This window comes from Pseudomonas sp. R3-18-08, from assembly GCF_003852065.1.
GTDB lineage: Bacteria > Pseudomonadota > Gammaproteobacteria > Pseudomonadales > Pseudomonadaceae > Aquipseudomonas.
Genome location: NZ_CP027729.1, coordinates 3,523,556 through 3,541,453 on the forward strand (window position 1 = coordinate 3,523,556; position 17,898 = coordinate 3,541,453).

Below are 17,898 nucleotides of genomic sequence, written 5' to 3' on the forward strand. Positions count from 1 at the left end.
TTTATTCATCCCCAGTGCAGGTGCGTGGCGTCAGGTGTTTTTCCTTGGCGAACGCGGCGGATTTTTCATCGATCAGCGGACGCAACAGCGCACGGTCGGCGGCGATCCAGTCGCTGATCAGCGCCCAGTTGGCACCGTCCCACTGCTGCACCCGCGCCGAGCCGCCGCCCTCGTGGTCGCGGCAGGACAGCTTGAGGTTCTGCATCAGGCCCAGGTAGCCCATGTCTTTGAGGCGCGCATCGTCGATATTCAGGTGTTCCAGGCCCCAGCGGCCTTCTTCGCCATTGAGCGGGCGCTTGCCGAAGCGGGCCTGGCCCGTGCGGATCGCCTCCACCGCCACAGCGGCGTTCACCAGGCCTGAGTTGTAGTAAACACTGCCGAAGTTTTTCAGGTCCTTGAGGTCGCTGTGGCCCTTGTCGAGAACGTATTGCTTGAGGCGTTTGTGGATCTCGAAATCGCTGCCTGCCGGGTACGGCGTGAGCGCCAGGTAGCCTTTGGCGGCGACGCCGGCGGGCAGCACGTCTTCGCTGGAACTGGCCCAGATATCGCCGATGATATGGTCGACCGGGAAGCCGAAGCGCGCCGCCGTCTTCACCGCCACCGGGGTCGACACGCCCCAGGTGCGCAGGAATACCCAATCCGGATTGGCCTGGCGGACCTGGCGCCATTGCGCCGACTGCTCGTTGCCGGGGTCGGCCACCGGGATCTGGATATTTTCAAAACCGTACTTTTCGGCAAGCAGCTTCAATGGGCCGAGGGTTTCGCGACCGTAGGCCGAGTCGTGATACACCGTGGCGATCTTCTTGCCCTTGAGTTTGTCGAAGCCGCCTTCGCGCTCGGCGATGTAGTTCACCAGGGTCGAGGCCTCGCTGTAGAAGGTCAGCATCACCGGGAAGTTGTAGGGAAACACCGTGCCGTCGGTGGCTTCGGTGCGCCCGTAACCCAAGGTGATCAGCGGGATCTTGTCCACTTCCGCCCGTTCGCTGAGGGCGTAGGCCGCCGGCGCGCCGTTGGGCTGGTACACCGCGACGGGCGCGCCGTCCAGGCCATTCTTGAAGCGCTCGTAGCACTCGATGCCCTTCTCCGCCGTCCATTCGGTCTCGCACTCCTGCCACACCAGCTTCACGCCGTTGATGCCGCCTTCGACTTCATTGATATAGCGCAGGTAGTCGATCATCCCGGCCCACACCTGCACGCCGCTGGAGGCATAGGCGCCGACCCGGTAGGTGGCCAGGGGAATGAATTGCTGGTCGGGCGAAGCCGAGGCCTGGGGCACAGCGCCAGCCAAGGCCGCCAGCGCGAATGCGGTGCCGACCAGGGAACGTTTCAGGGATGCACGCATGGAGATTCTCTTGAGGGAAGGTTAGAAGCGCAGCGGCCAGTGCCGCAGACGCTCACGCAGGTTGTGCAACAGGCGAATCAGGCCCTCGGGCTCCTTGATCAGGAACACGATGATCAACACGCCAAAGATGATTTTCTGCAGGTTCTGCAACTGCCCCGCATCCACCGCGCCGCCGAACAGCGCCTGCCCGGCGTGGCTGAGCAGGATCGGCAGCAAGCTGATAAAGGCCGCGCCGACGAAGTTGCCGGCGATGCTGCCCATGCCACCGATAATGATGATGAACAGGATCTGGAACGAGCGGTTGATATCAAAGCTGCTGGCACTGGCCGTGCCCAGGTAGGCGAAAGCCCACAGCGCACCGGCTATTCCCAGGTAGAACGAGCTGACCGCGAACGCCAGGCGCTTGTAGCGCACCACCGGAATGCCGACCACGGCAGCAGCAGTGTCCATGTCGCGGATCGCCATCCAGTTGCGCCCCACCTGGCTGCGCACCAGGTTGACGGCGGTCCAGGTCAACAGCAGCACCGTGACCAGGGTCAGCCAGTAGCGGCCCAACGGGGTATTGAGGTCGTGGTCGAACAGCGTCAGCTGCGGGGCGGAAATGGTCCCGGAAGAGCCGTAGTTATAGAACCAGGGGAATTTGACGAACAACCATTCAAGGAAAAACTGCGCCGCCAACGTCGTCACCATCAGGTAAAAGCCCTTGATCCGCGAGCTGGGCAGGCCGAACAACAGGCCCACCAGCGCGCTGATAATCCCGCCGCCGAGCAACGCCACCGGCAAGCCCAACTCCGGCAGGCGCAGCAGAAAACCGTAGGTGGCGAAGGCCCCGACCGCCATGAAGCCCGCCGCGCCGACCGATGTCTGCCCGGTGTAACCGGTGAGCAGGTTCAGGCCCAGCCCGGCCAGCGACAGCACCAGGAAGGGCACCAGAATCGCATTGAGCCAATAATCATTGCCCCACAGCGGTACCGCGATAAACGCCAGCGCCAGCCAGGCGAACAGGCCCCAGGGCAAGCGACGCGGCACCAGCAGCAGCGGCGCGGTGGGTTGTGCAACAGAAGTCGACATGGCTTCAGACTCGCTCGATGGCGCGCTCGCCAAACAGGCCGGCGGGACGGATATACAAAAAGGCCAGGGCCACGACATAGGCGAACCACGGCGTGATGCCGCCGCCGATCCACGGGCCGATATACACCTCGGCGAGGTTCTCCGATGCGCCGACAATCAGCCCGCCGACAATCGCTCCGCCAATCGAGGTGAAGCCGCCGATGATCAGCACCGGCAAGGCCTTGAGCACCACCAGCGACAAGGAGAACTGCACGCCCTGGCGCGCGCCCCACAACAGCCCGGCCACCAGCCCGACGATGCCGGCCACTGCCCAGACGATCTGCCAGATGCGGTTGAGGTTGATGCCAATGGACAGCGCCGCCGTGGTGTCATCCGCCACCGCGCGCAACGACACACCGATACGGGTCTTGTTGAACAGCAGCGCGAGCACCGTCACCAGCACCACGGCAGTGGCCGCAGCGATCAGGTCGAACTGGCTGAGCATCAGCGGCCCGACGAACAGCGGCACGTCGTCGATGCCCAGGTCCAGCGCGCGCACCTGCGAGCCCATCAAGCCTTGCGCCAGGCCCTCGATAATGAACGACAGGCCGAGGGTGGCCATGAACAGGGTGATCTGCGAACGGTTCACCAGCGGCCGCAGCACCAGGCGTTCGATGAGCAAGGCGCCGACGACCATCACGATCACCGTCAGCAGCAACGCCAGGGCAAACGGTACGCCCTGATCATGCAGGCTGACGAATGTCAGCGCGGCAAACAGCAGCATCGCGCCCTGGGCAAAGTTGAACACGCCGCTGGCCTTGTAGATCAGCACGAAGCCGATGGCGACCAGCGAATACAAGGTGCCGGCGAGCAGGCCGCCGAGCAGGGTTTCGAAGAAGAAGGTCATCAATGTGTCACTCCCAGGTAGGCCGCAATCACCTCGGGATTGGCCTGCACCTCGGCGGGTGTGCCGTCGCCGACCTTGCGCCCGTAATCGAGCACCACCACATGGTCGGACAGGCCCATCACCACGCCCATGTCGTGCTCGATCAACACCACGGTGGTGCCCAGGTCGCGGTTCACGTCGGCGACGAAGCGCGCCATTTCCTGTTTTTCCTCGGCGTTCATCCCGGCCATGGGCTCATCCAGCAACAACAGACTGGGCCCGGCTATCAACGCCCGGCCCAGTTCCACGCGCTTTTGCAAGCCATAGGACAGGTTGCCCACCAGCACCTCGCGATGGGCTTGCAACTCCAGGAAGTCCAGGATGCCCTGGGCGCGCTCACGGAACGCTTCGGCTTCGCGCCGCGCGCGGGGCAAGCCGAGGGCCTGTTCGATGAAGGTGCTGCGCATATGCCGCGACAGGCCGGTGAGAAGGTTGTCCAGCACGCTCATTTTCTTGAACAGCGCATTGTTCTGGAACGTACGGCCAATGCCTCTGCGCGCAGCGCTCAGCGGGTCGATGCGATGCAAGCGTTGCGCTTCGAACAGGATCTCGCCGGCATCGAAGCGATACACACCATTGAGCACGTTAAGCAGCGAGCTTTTGCCGGCGCCGTTAGGGCCGATCAACGCGCAGATCTCACCGCGCCGCACCTCGAAAGACAACGCGTTGATGGCCTTGACGCCTTTGAACGACAGCGAAATATCACGCACCTGGAGAATGGCCTGGCTCATGCAATGTCCCGTTTGAATTCGGCCAGCCAGGTAGGCTCGGCAGTGGCTTTAAGCGGTTGCCAGATATAGCCCAGGCGCTGGAAGCCCAGCAGCGTGCGCACACGATTCTTCAGCAACCGGCGCAGGCCGCTTTGCGGATGGGCGATGGCCCAGTCACACAGGCGTCGGCGCCAGGTGCCGCGTGGGGCAAGGCGGTTTTCGATGTCGTCGGCCAGGTGCTGCAAGCGTTCGGGCGACAGCAGCAGACCGGTGGGGGCGACTTCGCTGCGATCGCGCCGCGCCGAGGCCAGGGTCTCCGGGAAGGCCAGGCCGTGGCCGCTGTTCAGCCATTGTTCCAACACCACGGCGAGGCCACCTTGCCAGTGGGTGCCCTCCTCGCTCCACAGCAGGGTTTCGCCGGTGGGGTGCCACCAGCGGCTGATGCGTTGCGCGGGATCTACGGGGCCAAGCAACTGGGCGAAGTCCAACCGTTGGGTGAACTCCCAATCGGGTTGGCGACCCTGCACGTAGGCGTGGCTGGGGCGAATGCGCCACAGCTGTTGCTGCAAGGCCTGGGGCTCGAGGCTGTCGGCCAGCGTCAGCACCTGCCCGCCCACCGACTGGGCGGCCAGCGCCAGCAACAATAGGTTCGGCTCAAATGCGCCGCTGAGTGCCAGCCGCGACTGTTCGCTGAAGCCCTGCTGGCGTAAACCGTCAGCCACGCGTTCGACGTCGCGCAACGCGTCGATCCAGCGCCAGGCATGCCATTGACCCTGGCGCTTGTGGCGCAGGGCGATGTGCAACGGCGTGAGCTGTGCCCAGTGGTGCAGGCGTTCCAGGGCGGCTTTGGGTTCGGGCACGCTCATAGGGGTGATGCTCCTATTAGGGGTGGGCGTGCGGTGGTCCGCTGGCTGGGCTATATCAGGCGACGACATTCAACTGTGGGAGGGGGCTTGCCCCCGATGGCGGTGTGTCAGGCACCGATCAATTGCTGTCCCTCCGCTATCGGGGGCAAGCCCCCTCCCACAGGGGTTTTGTGTGAAGTTGATAAATTGCGGTAGCTGGCGCCCGGATGGTCCGACCCGAGCCGCGCTCCTTCGCCAAACAACTTCTCGCGCAAGGTGCCCTGGGCGTATTCGGTCTTGTACACCCCGCGCTTCTGCAACTCCGGCACCAACAAATCCACCGCGTCGATGAAGGTTTCGTGGGTCAGCGCATAGGCCAGGTTGAAGCCGTCCACATCGGTCTCTTCCACCCATTCCTGGAGCAGGTCCGCGACCGTCTGCGGCCCGCCGACAAACAGCGGGCCAAAGCCGCCGATACCGACCCAGTCGGCCAGTTCATTCGGCGTCCAGACTTTGTTCGGGTCCGCTGTGGAGAAGGCTTCCACCGCCGACTGGATGGCGTTGGTATGCACATGCTTGAGCGGCTCATCGGGCCTGAACCGGCTGAAATCGATACCGGTCCAGCCAGAGATCAGCGCCATCGCGCCTTCGTAGCTGACATAGGACTTGTAGTCGTCGAACTTGGACTTGGCCTGCGCATCAGTCTCGCCGACGATCACCGTCTGCAGGTTGAAGATCAGGATTTTGCGAGGATCACGCCCGGCCTCGGCGGCGCGCCGGCGAATATCGGCCACGGTCTTTTTCAGCAGCACCTTGGACGGCGCGGCCACGAATACGCACTCGGCCTGTTCGGCGGCAAACTGCTTGCCACGGCTGGATGCCCCGGCCTGGTAAAGCACTGGCGTGCGTTGCGGCGACGGCTCGCACAGGTGAATGCCGGGTACCTGGAAGTGTTTGCCGACGTGGCGGATTTCGTGGATTTTGCTCGGGTCGCTGAAAATCCGGCGTTCGCGGTCACGCAGCACTGCGCCCTCTTCCCAGCTGCCTTCCCAGAGCTTGTAGCAAACCTCCAGGTACTCCTCGGCATAGTCGTAGCGCGCATCGTGTTCGGTCTGGGCCTTCTGGCCGAGGTTCTTGGCACCGCTTTCCAGGTAGGACGTGACGATATTCCAACCGACGCGCCCCTTGGTCAGGTGATCGAGGGTGGAGAGCCTGCGTGCAAACGGATACGGATGTTCGAAGGACAGTGAGGCGGTCAGGCCGAACCCCAGGTGCTCGGTGACCAGCGCCATCGGCGTGATCAGCGATAACGGATCATTGACCGGCACCTGCGCCGCCTGGCGAATCGCCGCGTCGCCGTTGCCGTTGTACACGTCATAGATGCCCAGCACGTCGGCGATAAACAGGCCGTCGAACTTGCCGCGCTCAAGGATCTTCGCCAGGTCGGTCCAGTATTCCAGGTCTTTGTATTGCCACGAGCGGTCGCGCGGGTGCGCCCACAGGCCGGGGGATTGGTGGCCGACACAGTTCATGTCGAAGGCATTCAAGCGGATTTCACGGGACATCAAAGCACTCCGTTGAGGTGGTAGTTGCCGACAATCTGGTATTTCCAACGCAGCGGGTCATCGAGTGTGGGTGGCAGCGCGGTGCGTTGGCCGGTCAGTTCGAATTCGGCATTACTGGCGACGATGAGGGCTTCGGCAGCCGCGATTTGCGCTTCGGCCAAGGCGACCGGGCTCGGATGGGTTTCGGCGCGTTCAAACAAAGCGGCGGCCACGTCGACGCGGATCTGCAAATCACCGAAGCGGCTGATCACGTAAGGGTCATCACTTTTTGCGACAAAACGTCGGGTGCTTTCCAGCAGTTGGCGCGCCTGATTCAGTGCGGTCATGGGCAGGGTTCCTCAGTTCCAGGCGTGGCGCGCAGGCCTCACGCCGTTGAGCACGAAGTTACCGATCAGGTGGTATTTCCAGCGGGCCGGGTCGTGCAGGGTGTGGGTGCGCGCATTGCGCCAGAAGCGGTCGAGGTTGTGCTTGCCGGTCACCGAGCGGGTGCCGGCCAGTTCGAACAGCTTGCTGCTGGCGAGCAAGGCGGTTTCCGCCGACAGCACTTTGGCTTGGGCGACGACCAACGAGGCGTGGGCCACGCTGTCTTCGCTCGGCTCGGCCAGCGCCTGGTCCACCGCCTTGCCGGCTTTGGCGAGAATAGCTTCGGTGCCGTGCACGCGCCATTCCAGGTCGCCGATCACAGCAATAGTGAACGGGTCTTGCCAGCCGTGTTCCTGCTGGCTGTCGATCCACGGCCGCGCCTGGCGTGCAAAGATCTTGGCGTGTTCGAGGGCACCGAGGGCGATGCCGGTGTCGACGGCAGCCTGGATGATCTGGGAGATCGGGCCATTGGCGGTGGGGTGGTCGAAGGCCAGGTGAGCAGGTATGACCGCGCTGAGCGGCACGCTGACGCCGTCAAGGGTCACGCCACCGCTGGCGGTGGTGCGCTGGCCGAAACCGTCCCAGCTGTCGATCACGCTGAGGCCGGACGCATCGCGTTCGACGAAGGCAATAAACGCCTGGCCGTGTTCGTTGTTGCCGACGGTGGGCACGATATGGGCGAACAGCGCGCCGGTGCAGTAGAACTTTTCGCCGTTGATTTGCGCGTTGTCACCGTGAAAGCGGATCTGCGTGTCGAAAGTACCGGCGTTTTTACTCTTGGCTTCGGAGAAGGCGTTACCGAACCGGTAGCCCGCCAGGACCTTGCCGAAGTAGTAAAGTTTTTGTTCCTCGGTCGCGGTTTGCAGAAGGATATCCACCACGCCCAGATGGTTCTGCGGGATCTGCCCCAGGGACGGGTCGGCGGCGGAGATCAACTTGATCACTTCGGCCACCGTCACATAGGACACCCCGGCGCCGCCGTAGGCCTTGGGAATGGTGATGCCCCACAGGCCGCTGGCGGAAAACTCGTCGAGTTCGGCAACGGGCAGGCGGCGGTCACGGTCACGCGCGCTGGCGTCGACGGCAAAACGTTCGGCCAGGCGCGTGGCGATCTCGATGGCCTCCGCGTCCGAGCGAATGATGTGGGCAGGGTGTTGAGGGTGGGCTGACATGGGCCGACTCCAGGCTCCGAGGGGATAACGGAGTGGTTGCAGGAGTCGTGCCTGAACATAATTTTGAATAAATTCAAAGAGTTACAATCTTAAAAAAATAAGACCACGCACAGTAAATCAGCAAACTGTTTGTTCTCTGTTGTTCAGCGAACAGTGTGAGTTAATCCAGAAATCTGGCGACCGCTATAGGATAGGCATCCCAAAACAGGGAATAAGGGCCGGACGCACGAGCAGGAAGACCCCAGCATGGGGGAGATGCCAAAACTACAGCAGGAGTCTTGCCTAAAACCAAACGACTTTCACTCGCTCGGATAGCCTATTACTTTGTAATGAACTTTTGTGGAGTGAAATAATGGTTTGCCATCTAACTCCACAACATATAACGCAGTGACCTCAGGACAGCGAAAAACCTGCGGATACATTTTGGCAATGTACTGTTTGACTTCTGTCACTTCAATAAAACCAGAAAGCACACCATCACCATAGACTCTCCACTTAATAGTTTGCCCAGATGCCATATCCTTGTAGGGATTTATAATCAAAACCCCCTTACCATCCACTATATCTTGAAAATGAATAACACCATTATGCAGCGGCTCGATAGAAGGTGCTGAAACCATTTTATCCGATTCAGTATGTATGCTGTTCATCAGACTATCTCCGTATGCTTAGTTATGTAGTAACTCTAAGAATGCTCGGCAGAGACAAAACATGTAGTTTTGTAAAAAAACACCGAATCTATATGAGGACTACCCAGTCAACATAAGCTTTTGCTACCGGCTTGACACCTGTGAACATTGACAGTTGACAGTGCAGTAACCGTCTTAAAGTTAAATCTAAAGCACCACGTTGCGTACGAAACGAGCTGCCATGACGCCATCATTGCGATAAGCGTGGGCCTGACGGCTGGCAAACATGTAGAACTCACCAGCCACGACATGTGTCTCCTGGCCGTCCAATAGCAAGGTCAGGCAGCCTTCGAATACAAACAGCTGCACGCTCCAGCCTTCCGGGTCCGGCTCGGGACTGTAGCGGTCTCCCGGCTCCAGACGCATCTCCCACAATTCCACTTCGCGCCGGGCGGTGGCCTTGGCGAGCAGCACGGCCTTGCTGCCGGGGATCTCACCGGCCCAGGCCAGCTCATTGATGCGGCTGTGGTCGGGAGCATCCGGGGCCTGGATCAGGTCGCTGAACGCTACCTCCAGCGCTTCGGCCACGCGGTCGAGGGTGGAGAGGCTGACATTCTTCTCCCCCGCCTCGATCGCCACCAGCATGCGCCGGCTGACCCCGGATCTTTCCGAAAGCGCGGTTTGGCTGAGGTCGGCGGCATGGCGCAGGCGACGCACGTTCTGGCTGACGTGTTGCAGGACCGAAGCCCGTTGCGGATTTTCTTTGTGCACTATATTGCTCAATGGGTGGGTGTGCGCAGTATACTGCCCAGCGTGCGGCGCATTGTGCGGTCCGTGCCCTTCCCTTGCAAGACCGAGCCGCCATGACTGCCCCGAACTCTCCTTCGCGTTTCAATCGCTTCAGCAAAGCCGAATGCATCCTGGTGGTGATCACCATGATCTGGGGCGCCACCTTCTTGCTTGTGCAGCATGCCATGGCCGTCAGCGGGCCGATGTTTTTCGTCGGCCTGCGGTTTGCGGCGGCGGCCATTGTGGTCGGCCTTTTTTCCTTGCGTACTTTGCGCGACCTGACCCTGTTCGAGTTGAAAGCCGGGGTGTTCATCGGCGTGGCGATCATGTTCGGCTACGGCTTGCAGACCATTGGCCTGCAGACGATCCTGAGCAGCCAGTCGGCGTTCATCACTGCGCTCTATGTACCGTTCGTGCCGTTGCTTCAGTGGCTGGTGCTGGGCCGTCGGCCTGGGCTGATGCCGAGCCTCGGCATCATGCTGGCGTTTGCCGGGTTGATGCTGTTGACCGGCCCGGCCGGTGCGTCGTTGAATTTCAGTTCCGGTGAAATCGCCACGCTGATCGGCGCCGTGGCGATTGCCGCCGAAATCATTCTGATCAGCGCGTATGCCGGGCAAGTGGACGTGCGTCGGGTGACCGTGGTGCAACTGGCCACGGCGTCGCTGTTGTCGTTCCTGATGGTGGTGCCGATGGGCGAGGCGTTGCCGGGCTTTTCCTGGCTGCTGTTGTTCAGTGCGGTGGGCCTGGGCTTGACCAGCGCGGTGATCCAGGTGGCGATGAACTGGGCGCAGCAAAGTGTTTCGCCGACCCGCGCCACCTTGATCTATGCCGGCGAGCCGGTGTGGGCGGGCGTGGTGGGACGGCTTGCCGGCGAGCGCTTCCCGCCGATTGCGATGGTGGGCGCGGCGTTGATTGTGCTGGCGGTGATTGTGAGTGAGATGAAAACCAAGGGGCAGAAGGCGCTCGAACTTCGAGCTGAGGTCGAGCAGGAACAACAGGGTTAAGCCTTGATGATCGTTCCCACGCTCCGCGTGGTAACGCCGACCTGGACGCTCCGCGTCCACATTGAGGACTGCGTCAGGGTGACGCGGAGCGCCTCGGGATGCATTCCCACGCGGAGCGTGGGAACGATCATCTTGTAGCTGCTTTCTACTGCTATTGTAGGATCCTGCCACACCTTGCCGTTTGGTGATCGAGAAAGCGGCACGTATGATGCATCCCAAACTCCCGCAGATTAGAAGCCTATGTCCCTGATAGTTCTACTGCTTCTGCCATTCGTTGGCAGCTGTCTGGCGGCCTTGCTGCCGCACAACGCACGCAACACCGAGTCCTTGCTGGCCGGCCTGGTGGCCTTGGTCGGCACCGTACAAGTCGCCATGCTTTACCCCCAGATCGCCCACGGTGGCGTGATCCGTGAAGAATTCATGTGGTTGCCCAGCCTCGGGCTGAATTTCGTGCTGCGCCTGGATGGCTTCGCCTGGCTGTTCTCAATGCTGGTGCTGGGCATCGGTGCGCTGGTGTCGCTGTATGCGCGTTACTACATGTCGCCGGACGACCCGGTGCCGCGTTTCTTCGCATTTTTCCTGGCTTTCATGGGCGCCATGCTCGGCCTGGTGATTTCCGGCAACCTGATTCAGATCGTGTTTTTCTGGGAACTGACCAGCCTGTTCTCGTTCCTGTTGATCGGTTACTGGCATCACCGCGCGGATGCCAGGCGCGGTGCCTACATGGCGTTGATGGTCACCGGCGCGGGCGGCCTGTGCCTGTTGGCGGGCGTGATGTTGCTGGGGCATATCGTCGGCAGCTATGACCTGGACCAGGTACTGGCGGCGGGCGAGCAGATTCGCGCGCACTCGCTGTACCCGGCGATGCTGGCCCTGGTGCTGATCGGCGCCTTGAGCAAAAGCGCGCAGTTCCCCTTCCACTTCTGGCTGCCCCACGCCATGGCGGCGCCAACGCCGGTGTCGGCCTACCTGCATTCGGCCACGATGGTGAAGGCCGGCGTGTTCCTGCTGGCCCGCCTGTGGCCGTCGCTGTCGGGCAGCGAAGAATGGTTCTGGATCGTCGGCGGCGCCGGCGCCATCACCCTCCTCCTCGGCGCTTACTGCGCCATGTTTCAAAACGATCTCAAGGGCCTGCTGGCCTACTCCACCATCAGTCACCTGGGGCTGATCACCTTGCTGCTGGGCCTCAATAGCCCGCTGGCGGCTGTCGCGGCAGTGTTCCACATCCTCAACCACGCCACATTCAAGGCCTCGCTGTTCATGGCGGCGGGCATCATCGACCACGAAAGCGGCACGCGGGATATCCGCAAGCTCAGTGGGCTGGTGCGCCTGATCCCGTTCACCGCGACCCTGGCGATGGTGGCCAGCGCCTCGATGGCCGGCGTGCCATTGCTCAATGGCTTCTTGTCCAAGGAAATGTTCTTCGCCGAAACGGTGTTTATCTCGGCGACAAAATGGGTGGAAATCACGCTGCCGTTGATCGCGACCATCGCCGGCACCTTCAGCGTGGCCTATGCGTTGCGGTTTACCGTGGATGTGTTCTTCGGTCCGCCTGCCACCGACTTGCCCCACACGCCCCACGAACCCCCGCGCTGGATGCGCGCGCCGGTTGAACTGTTGGTGTTCACCTGCCTGCTGGTGGGGATATTCCCGGCCCAGATGGTCGGTTCGATCCTCGCCGCCGCCGCGTTGCCCGTGGTGGGCGGCGTGCTGCCCGAGTACAGCCTGGCGATCTGGCACGGCTGGAACGCACCGTTGATCATGAGCCTGGTGGCCATGTGCGGCGGAGTGGTGCTGTACCTGATGCTGCGCAAACAACTCAAGCGTGGCCGCTTCGCCTACCCGCCCCTGGTCGGCTATTTCAACGGCAAGCGCGGCTTTGAGCGCTGCCTGGTGCTGATGATGCGCGGCGTGCGTCGCCTGGAAAAACGCATCAGCACCAAGCGCCTGCAAACCCAGTTGTTCCTGCTGGTGATCGTCGCGGTGATCGGCGCCATGATCCCCATGTTCAACAGCGGCCTGAGCTGGGGCGACCGGCCGAAAATCCCCGGTTCCATCGTGTTCGTCACCCTGTGGTTGCTGGCGATTGCCTGCGCGCTGGGCGCCGCCTGGCAGGCCAAGTACCACCGGCTGGCGGCCCTGACCATGGTCAGCGTATGCGGCCTGATGACCTGCATTACCTTTGTGTGGTTCTCGGCGCCGGACCTGGCGCTGACCCAACTGGTGGTGGAAGTGGTGACCACCGTGCTGATCCTGCTCGGCCTGCGCTGGCTGCCACGGCGGATCGAAGAAGTCTCGCCGCTGCCCAGCTCGCTGCGCAAGGCGCGTATCCGGCGCCTGCGCGACTTTCTGCTGTCTACCGTGGTGGGCGGCGGCATGGCGCTGCTGTCTTACGCGATGCTGACCCGCCAGACGCCCAACGATATCTCCTCGTTCTACCTCAGCCGCGCCCTGCCCGAGGGCGGCGGCAGCAATGTGGTGAACGTGATGCTGGTGGACTTCCGCGGCTTCGACACCCTTGGCGAGATCACCGTGCTCGGCGCAGTGGCGCTGACCGTGTACGCGCTGCTGCGGCGCTTCCGCCCGTCGAAAGAAAGCATGGAGCTGCCGCCTCAACAGCGCCAGCTCGCGCCCGATGTCGCCACCGACCTGGTCAACCCGCGCCAGGCCAGCGACACCGCCCTGGGCTTCATGATGGTGCCGGCGGTGCTGGTGCGCCTGCTGTTGCCGATCGCGCTGGTGGTGTCGTTCTACCTGTTCATGCGCGGCCATAACCAACCGGGCGGCGGCTTTGTCGCGGGGTTGGTGATGTCGGTGGCGTTCATCCTGCAATACATGGTGGCCGGTACCCAGTGGGTCGAGGCGCAGATGAGCCTGCGGCCGATGCGCTGGATGGGCTTCGGCCTGCTGTCGGCGACCCTCACCGGGCTTGGTGCGTTGTTCGCCGGGTACCCGTTCCTCACCACCCATACCTGGCACCTGAGCGTGCCGGTGCTGGGCGATATCCATGTCGCCAGCGCGTTGTTTTTCGACGTCGGCGTCTACGCCATGGTCGTCGGCTCGACCCTGCTGATGCTCACCGCCCTCGGTCACCAATCGGTGCGCGCGCACAAACCGAGCAACCAGCTCAAAGCCGTCGCCAACCCACAAGGAGCTGCCGCCTGATGGAAGAAGTCATTGCAATTGCCATTGGGGTGCTGGCAGCCTCCGGCGTCTGGTTGATCCTGCGGCCACGGACATTCCAGGTGGTGATGGGCCTGTGCCTGTTGTCCTACGGCGTCAACCTGTTCATTTTCAGCATGGGCAGCCTGTTTATCGGCAAGGAGCCGATCATCAAGGACGGCGTGCCCCAGGACCTGCTCAACTACACCGACCCCCTGCCCCAGGCGCTGGTGCTCACGGCCATCGTGATCAGCTTCGCCATGACCGCGTTGTTCCTGGTGGTGCTGCTGGCCTCCCGGGGCCTGACCGGTACCGACCATGTGGATGGCCGGGAGCCCAAGGCATGAATTGGGTCAATCAACTGATCGTTGCGCCGATCCTGCTGCCCTTGCTGACCGCCGCGCTGATGCTGATGCTCGGCGAGAAACGCCGCCCGCTGAAGGCAAAAATCAACCTGGTCTCGAGCATGCTCGGGCTGGGCATCGCCGTGCTGCTGTTGTACTGGACGCAAAAAGGCGGCCCCGGCTCGATCGGCGTGTACCTGCCGGGCAACTGGCAAGTGCCGTTCGGCATCGTGCTGGTGGTGGACCAACTGTCGGCGCTGATGCTGGTGTTGACCGGGATTATCGGCGTGAGCGCGCTGCTGTTCGCCATGGCCCGTTGGGACCGTGCCGGCACCAGTTTCCATGCGCTGTTCCAGGTGCAGATGATGGGCCTGTACGGCGCCTTCCTCACCGCTGACCTGTTCAATCTGTTCGTGTTCTTCGAGGTGCTGCTGGCGGCGTCCTACGGCTTGATGCTGCACGGTTCCGGCCGCGCGCGGGTGTCGTCGGGGCTGCATTACATCGCGATCAACCTGCTGGCGTCGTCGCTGTTTCTGATCGGCGCGGCGATGATCTACGGGGTCACCGGCACGCTGAACTTCGCTGACCTGGCGCTGAAAATCCCGCTGGTGCCGGAGGCCGATCGCGGCCTGCTGCACGCTGGTGCGGCGATCCTGGCCACCGCATTCCTGGCCAAGGCCGGTATGTGGCCGCTGAACTTCTGGCTGGCCCCGGCCTACTCCTCGGCCAGCGCGCCGGTGGCGGCGATGTTCGCGATCATGACCAAAGTGGGCGTGTACACCGTGCTGCGCTTGTGGACGCTGCTGTTCTCCGGCCAGGCCGGCGCTTCGGCGTTGTTTGGCGGTGACTGGCTGGTGTACGGCGGCATGGCCACGATTGTCTGCGCGGCACTGGCAATGCTCGCGGCGCAGCGCCTGGAACGCATGGCGAGCCTGAGTATTCTGGTCTCGGCCGGCATCCTGCTGTCGGCGGTGGGCTTTGCCCAGCCGAGCCTGACGGCGGGTGCGCTGTTTTATCTGGTCAGCTCCACCCTGGCGCTGAGCGCGCTGTTCCTGCTGGCTGAATTGATCGAACGCTCGCGCTCGGCCAATGACCTGCCGCTGGACGAAGAGATCGATGCACTGCCCAAGGCCATGGAATCCCTGCATCCACGGCCCGGCGTCAACCTCGACGATGAACAGAAAGCCGTGGTCGGCCAGGTGATTCCCTGGACCATGGCGTTCCTGGGGTTGAGTTTTGTCGCCTGCGCGCTGCTGATCATTGGCATGCCGCCGCTGTCCGGGTTTATCGGCAAGCTCAGTTTGTTAAGCGCACTGGTCAATCCGCTGGGCCTGGGCAATGCGCTGGATGAACCCATTCGCCCGGCGGCCTGGGGCCTGGTGGCGCTGTTGATCCTGTCGGGCCTGGCCTCGCTGATCGCCTTCGCACGGCTCGGCATCCAGCGCTTCTGGACCCCCGAAGAGCGCCCATCGCCCCTGCTGCGCCGCTACGAATGTATACCGATCTTCCTGCTGCTGGGCCTGAGCATTGCGCTGACCTTCAAGGCCGAGCCCCTGATGCGCTACACCCTGGCCACCGCCAACAGCCTGAATAACCCTGAGCATTACGTAATGGCAGTGATGGCGACGCGTCCGGTGCCCAGCCCTGAAGCCAAGGCCGCCGCCCTGGAGGTGCAGCCATGAAACGCCTGTTTCCCGCGCCGTGGCTGTCGCTGGCGTTATTGGGCTTATGGCTGGTGCTGAACCTGTCCATCAGCCCCGGCAACCTGCTGCTCGGTGCGCTGCTGGGCGTGCTTGCGCCGTTGATGATGGCGCCACTGCGCCCGCAACCGATCAGCCTGCGCCGTCCCGGCGTGATCCTGCGCCTGTTCCTGCTGGTGGGCCGCGACGTGATTGTCTCCAACCTGCAAGTGGCCTGGGGCGTACTGACGTGCGGTTCACGCCCGCCGCGTTCGCGCTTTATCAAGATCCCGCTGGACCTGCGCAGCCCCAACGGCCTCGCGGCGCTGTCGATGATCACCACGGTGATCCCCGGCACCATCTGGTCCGAACTGGCGCTGGACCGCAGCATCCTGCTCTTGCACGTGTTCGACCTGGACGAGGAAGCGCCTTTTATCGCGCACTTCAAAGCCACCTATGAGCGGCCCCTGATGGAGATCTTCGAATGAGCGCCCTGCTCTCCAATGCGATCCTGTTCAGCCTGTTCCTGTTCAGCCTGGCGATGGTGCTGACCTTGATCCGCCTGTTCAAAGGCCCCTCGGCCCAAGACCGGGTACTGGCGCTGGATTACCTGTACATCCTGGCGATGCTGATGATGCTGGTGCTGGGCATTCGCTATGCCAGTGACACCTACTTTGAAGCGGCGCTGTTGATCGCACTGTTCGGCTTCGTCGGCTCGTTCGCCCTGGCCAAATTCCTGCTGCGTGGGGAGGTGATTGAATGATGCCGTTGTGGATGGAAATCGTCGTGGCGATACTGCTGGTGCTCAGTAGCGTGTTCGCGTTGATCGGAGCGATTGGCTTGCTGAGGATGAAAGACTTCTTCCAGCGCATGCACCCGCCAGCCCTGGCCTCGACGATTGGGGCGTGGTGCGTGGCCTTGGCCTCGATCATCTACTTTTCGGTGCTCAAGTCCGGGCCGGTGTTGCACGGCTGGTTGATCCCTATTCTGTTGTCGATCACCGTGCCGGTGACCACCTTGCTGCTGGCCCGCACCGCGTTGTTCCGCAAGCGCATGGCCGGTGATGACGTACCCGCCGAAGTCAGCAGCCGCCGCTGATTTAAAATGTGGGAGGGGGCTTGCTCCCTCCCACATTTGGTTTTGTGCCAGGCGAAAGATCTGACCCCCCAACCTTTTTAGCCCAGTTGCTCACATAGAAATGCGCTGCTGGCGACCCTGGAAGTCGGGTGGAACGCCAACACACGCGTTGCCACCAGCAGATAGGCGACCTCTTCCGACGACATGAACGCCATGCCGCCCATGAGCTCGAAAGCGCGCGTGCCGATACGATTGACCGCTTCCTGCACCGAGAAACGTGTGGCCTGTGCACGTGCCAGGTCGGCGCGCCAGAAGCGGTTTTCGTCTATCGAAGTAGCCAACCCCTGCAACGCCATCGTCGCCCCTTGCAGATCGATCAGCAACAGCGCCCGGTCTTCCGGCGAACCTTTACCCGCCGTCAAAGCACGCGAGGCCAACGCGGACGCCATGCCCAGGTAGGACGCCGCAGCCAGCAACTGGAACCAGATCGCAAACAAGTGGTTACCCATTCCCTGTTGATCCTCATCGAGTTGCTCATCCACGGTTTTGCTGAAATGCATCATGGACTCGGGAACCACCAGGTTATTGAAGATGACCTCATGGCTGTCCGCCGCTTGCAGATGGGGAACGCCCCAGAACTTCTTACGCTCGATGCGTGGATCACCCGCCAACCCCGCGCCGATGCCAAGATGCGTGCAGCCTTCTGGATCGATGTAATTGACGCCAAACGTGATCACGTCGAAGTGATGGGTCATCGTGCAGGGTTTCTTACTGCCATTCACGACATAGCCGTCGGCGGTTTTTTCCACGGTCATGGTCGAGGCCAGAATATCCGAATGCGCACGCCCTTCGGCGAACCCGGACGCCACCAACAAGTCGTTGTGTGCAACCAGGCTCAACAACTTCTCAAGATCAGGAAAGAAATAACTGGCTGCCATCATGCCGGCGATGGTGTGGTGGTGCATGGTCATCATCACCGCCAGTGAAGGGCAATGTGCGCCGACCCACGTGTGCAACTGCGCCAATTGGCGTGCACTGACACCCCCACCACCCAGCGCCTCGGCAATGGCAAGCCCAGGCCGGCCAACGGTGCGAAACAGATCAGCCAGTCGTTGGGACGAACCCTGTTCCAGTTCCAAAAGCGATGCGGACTCAAGAAAGGCTGCCAATTGCGGTAGCAGTTCAAATGCAGTGGTTCGTTCTTCTGTCAACAACATAGCG

18 protein-coding genes are annotated in these 17,898 nt (G+C 62.2%); 7 read left to right on the plus strand and 11 right to left on the minus strand.

Going from position 1 to position 17,898, the window contains the following annotated elements; all coding sequences use genetic code 11:
* Position 1 precedes the first annotated feature (1 nt).
* The 10 genes from C4J92_RS16110 to C4J92_RS16155 form a co-directional block, all read right to left on the minus strand.
* Positions 2–1,342 (minus strand): ABC transporter substrate-binding protein, encoded by a 1,341-nt coding sequence (locus C4J92_RS16110; RefSeq protein ID WP_124404560.1) that lies wholly within the window; start codon positions 1,340–1,342, stop codon positions 2–4.
* 21 nt (positions 1,343–1,363) lie between these two features.
* On the minus strand, positions 1,364–2,413 hold the full coding sequence (locus C4J92_RS16115; protein WP_124404561.1) for a branched-chain amino acid ABC transporter permease: 1,050 nt from the start codon (positions 2,411–2,413) through the stop codon (positions 1,364–1,366).
* Positions 2,414–2,417: 4 nt separating this feature from the next.
* Positions 2,418–3,299, minus strand: a complete 882-nt coding sequence (locus C4J92_RS16120) for a branched-chain amino acid ABC transporter permease (RefSeq protein ID WP_124404562.1) — start codon at positions 3,297–3,299, stop codon at positions 2,418–2,420.
* Positions 3,299–4,069, minus strand: a complete 771-nt coding sequence (locus tag C4J92_RS16125; protein ID WP_124371091.1) for an ABC transporter ATP-binding protein — start codon at positions 4,067–4,069, stop codon at positions 3,299–3,301. The genes C4J92_RS16120 and C4J92_RS16125 overlap by 1 nt, the downstream gene beginning before the upstream one ends.
* Positions 4,066–4,914, minus strand: coding sequence for an AMP-binding protein (locus tag C4J92_RS16130; protein ID WP_177413185.1), 849 nt, complete (start codon positions 4,912–4,914; stop codon positions 4,066–4,068). The genes C4J92_RS16125 and C4J92_RS16130 overlap by 4 nt, the downstream gene beginning before the upstream one ends.
* A gap of 107 nt (positions 4,915–5,021) precedes the next feature.
* Positions 5,022–6,458, minus strand: a complete 1,437-nt coding sequence (locus C4J92_RS16135) for an LLM class flavin-dependent oxidoreductase (protein ID WP_124404564.1) — start codon at positions 6,456–6,458, stop codon at positions 5,022–5,024.
* Entirely contained in the window at positions 6,458–6,784 is a 327-nt protein-coding gene (locus C4J92_RS16140; RefSeq protein ID WP_124367447.1) for an acyl-CoA dehydrogenase, read from the minus strand. Before C4J92_RS16140 ends, C4J92_RS16135 begins: the two co-directional genes overlap by 1 nt.
* Positions 6,785–6,796: 12 nt before the next feature.
* The gene (locus C4J92_RS16145; RefSeq protein WP_124404565.1) at positions 6,797–7,993 is read right to left on the minus strand and encodes an SfnB family sulfur acquisition oxidoreductase; all 1,197 of its coding nucleotides are present in this window, start codon (positions 7,991–7,993) and stop codon (positions 6,797–6,799) included.
* Positions 7,994–8,292: 299 nt separating this feature from the next.
* Positions 8,293–8,643 carry a hypothetical protein gene (locus tag C4J92_RS16150; RefSeq protein ID WP_124404566.1) on the minus strand — a complete coding sequence of 117 codons (351 nt, stop codon included), beginning with the start codon at positions 8,641–8,643 and terminating at the stop codon, positions 8,293–8,295.
* A 186-nt stretch (positions 8,644–8,829) separates the two neighbouring features.
* Positions 8,830–9,393, minus strand: a complete 564-nt coding sequence (locus C4J92_RS16155; RefSeq protein WP_124404567.1) for a helix-turn-helix domain-containing protein — start codon at positions 9,391–9,393, stop codon at positions 8,830–8,832.
* A gap of 92 nt (positions 9,394–9,485) precedes the next feature.
* Here C4J92_RS16155 and C4J92_RS16160 point away from each other — a divergent pair, with 92 nt between their 5' ends.
* From C4J92_RS16160 to C4J92_RS16190, 7 genes are all read left to right on the plus strand, one after another.
* Entirely contained in the window at positions 9,486–10,415 is a 930-nt protein-coding gene (locus C4J92_RS16160; RefSeq protein WP_124404568.1) for a DMT family transporter, read from the plus strand.
* A 240-nt stretch (positions 10,416–10,655) separates the two neighbouring features.
* Positions 10,656–13,580, plus strand: a complete 2,925-nt coding sequence (locus C4J92_RS16165; protein ID WP_124371099.1) for a monovalent cation/H+ antiporter subunit A — start codon at positions 10,656–10,658, stop codon at positions 13,578–13,580.
* Positions 13,580–13,924 (plus strand): Na+/H+ antiporter subunit C, encoded by a 345-nt coding sequence (locus tag C4J92_RS16170; protein ID WP_124363330.1) that lies wholly within the window; start codon positions 13,580–13,582, stop codon positions 13,922–13,924. The genes C4J92_RS16165 and C4J92_RS16170 overlap by 1 nt, the downstream gene beginning before the upstream one ends.
* Positions 13,921–15,603 carry a monovalent cation/H+ antiporter subunit D gene (locus tag C4J92_RS16175; RefSeq protein ID WP_124404569.1) on the plus strand — a complete coding sequence of 561 codons (1,683 nt, stop codon included), beginning with the start codon at positions 13,921–13,923 and terminating at the stop codon, positions 15,601–15,603. The genes C4J92_RS16170 and C4J92_RS16175 overlap by 4 nt, the downstream gene beginning before the upstream one ends.
* On the plus strand, positions 15,600–16,088 hold the full coding sequence (locus C4J92_RS16180; protein ID WP_124367454.1) for a Na+/H+ antiporter subunit E: 489 nt from the start codon (positions 15,600–15,602) through the stop codon (positions 16,086–16,088). The genes C4J92_RS16175 and C4J92_RS16180 overlap by 4 nt, the downstream gene beginning before the upstream one ends.
* The gene (locus C4J92_RS16185) at positions 16,085–16,363 is read left to right on the plus strand and encodes a K+/H+ antiporter subunit F (protein WP_005789171.1); all 279 of its coding nucleotides are present in this window, start codon (positions 16,085–16,087) and stop codon (positions 16,361–16,363) included. Before C4J92_RS16180 ends, C4J92_RS16185 begins: the two co-directional genes overlap by 4 nt.
* The gene (locus C4J92_RS16190) at positions 16,360–16,698 is read left to right on the plus strand and encodes a Na+/H+ antiporter subunit G (RefSeq protein WP_124363333.1); all 339 of its coding nucleotides are present in this window, start codon (positions 16,360–16,362) and stop codon (positions 16,696–16,698) included. The genes C4J92_RS16185 and C4J92_RS16190 overlap by 4 nt, the downstream gene beginning before the upstream one ends.
* Before the next feature lie 77 nt (positions 16,699–16,775).
* Here the strand turns inward: C4J92_RS16190 and C4J92_RS16195 are convergent, their stop codons facing one another.
* Positions 16,776–17,894 carry an acyl-CoA dehydrogenase family protein gene (locus C4J92_RS16195; protein WP_124404570.1) on the minus strand — a complete coding sequence of 373 codons (1,119 nt, stop codon included), beginning with the start codon at positions 17,892–17,894 and terminating at the stop codon, positions 16,776–16,778.
* Positions 17,895–17,898: the final 4 nt, after the last annotated feature.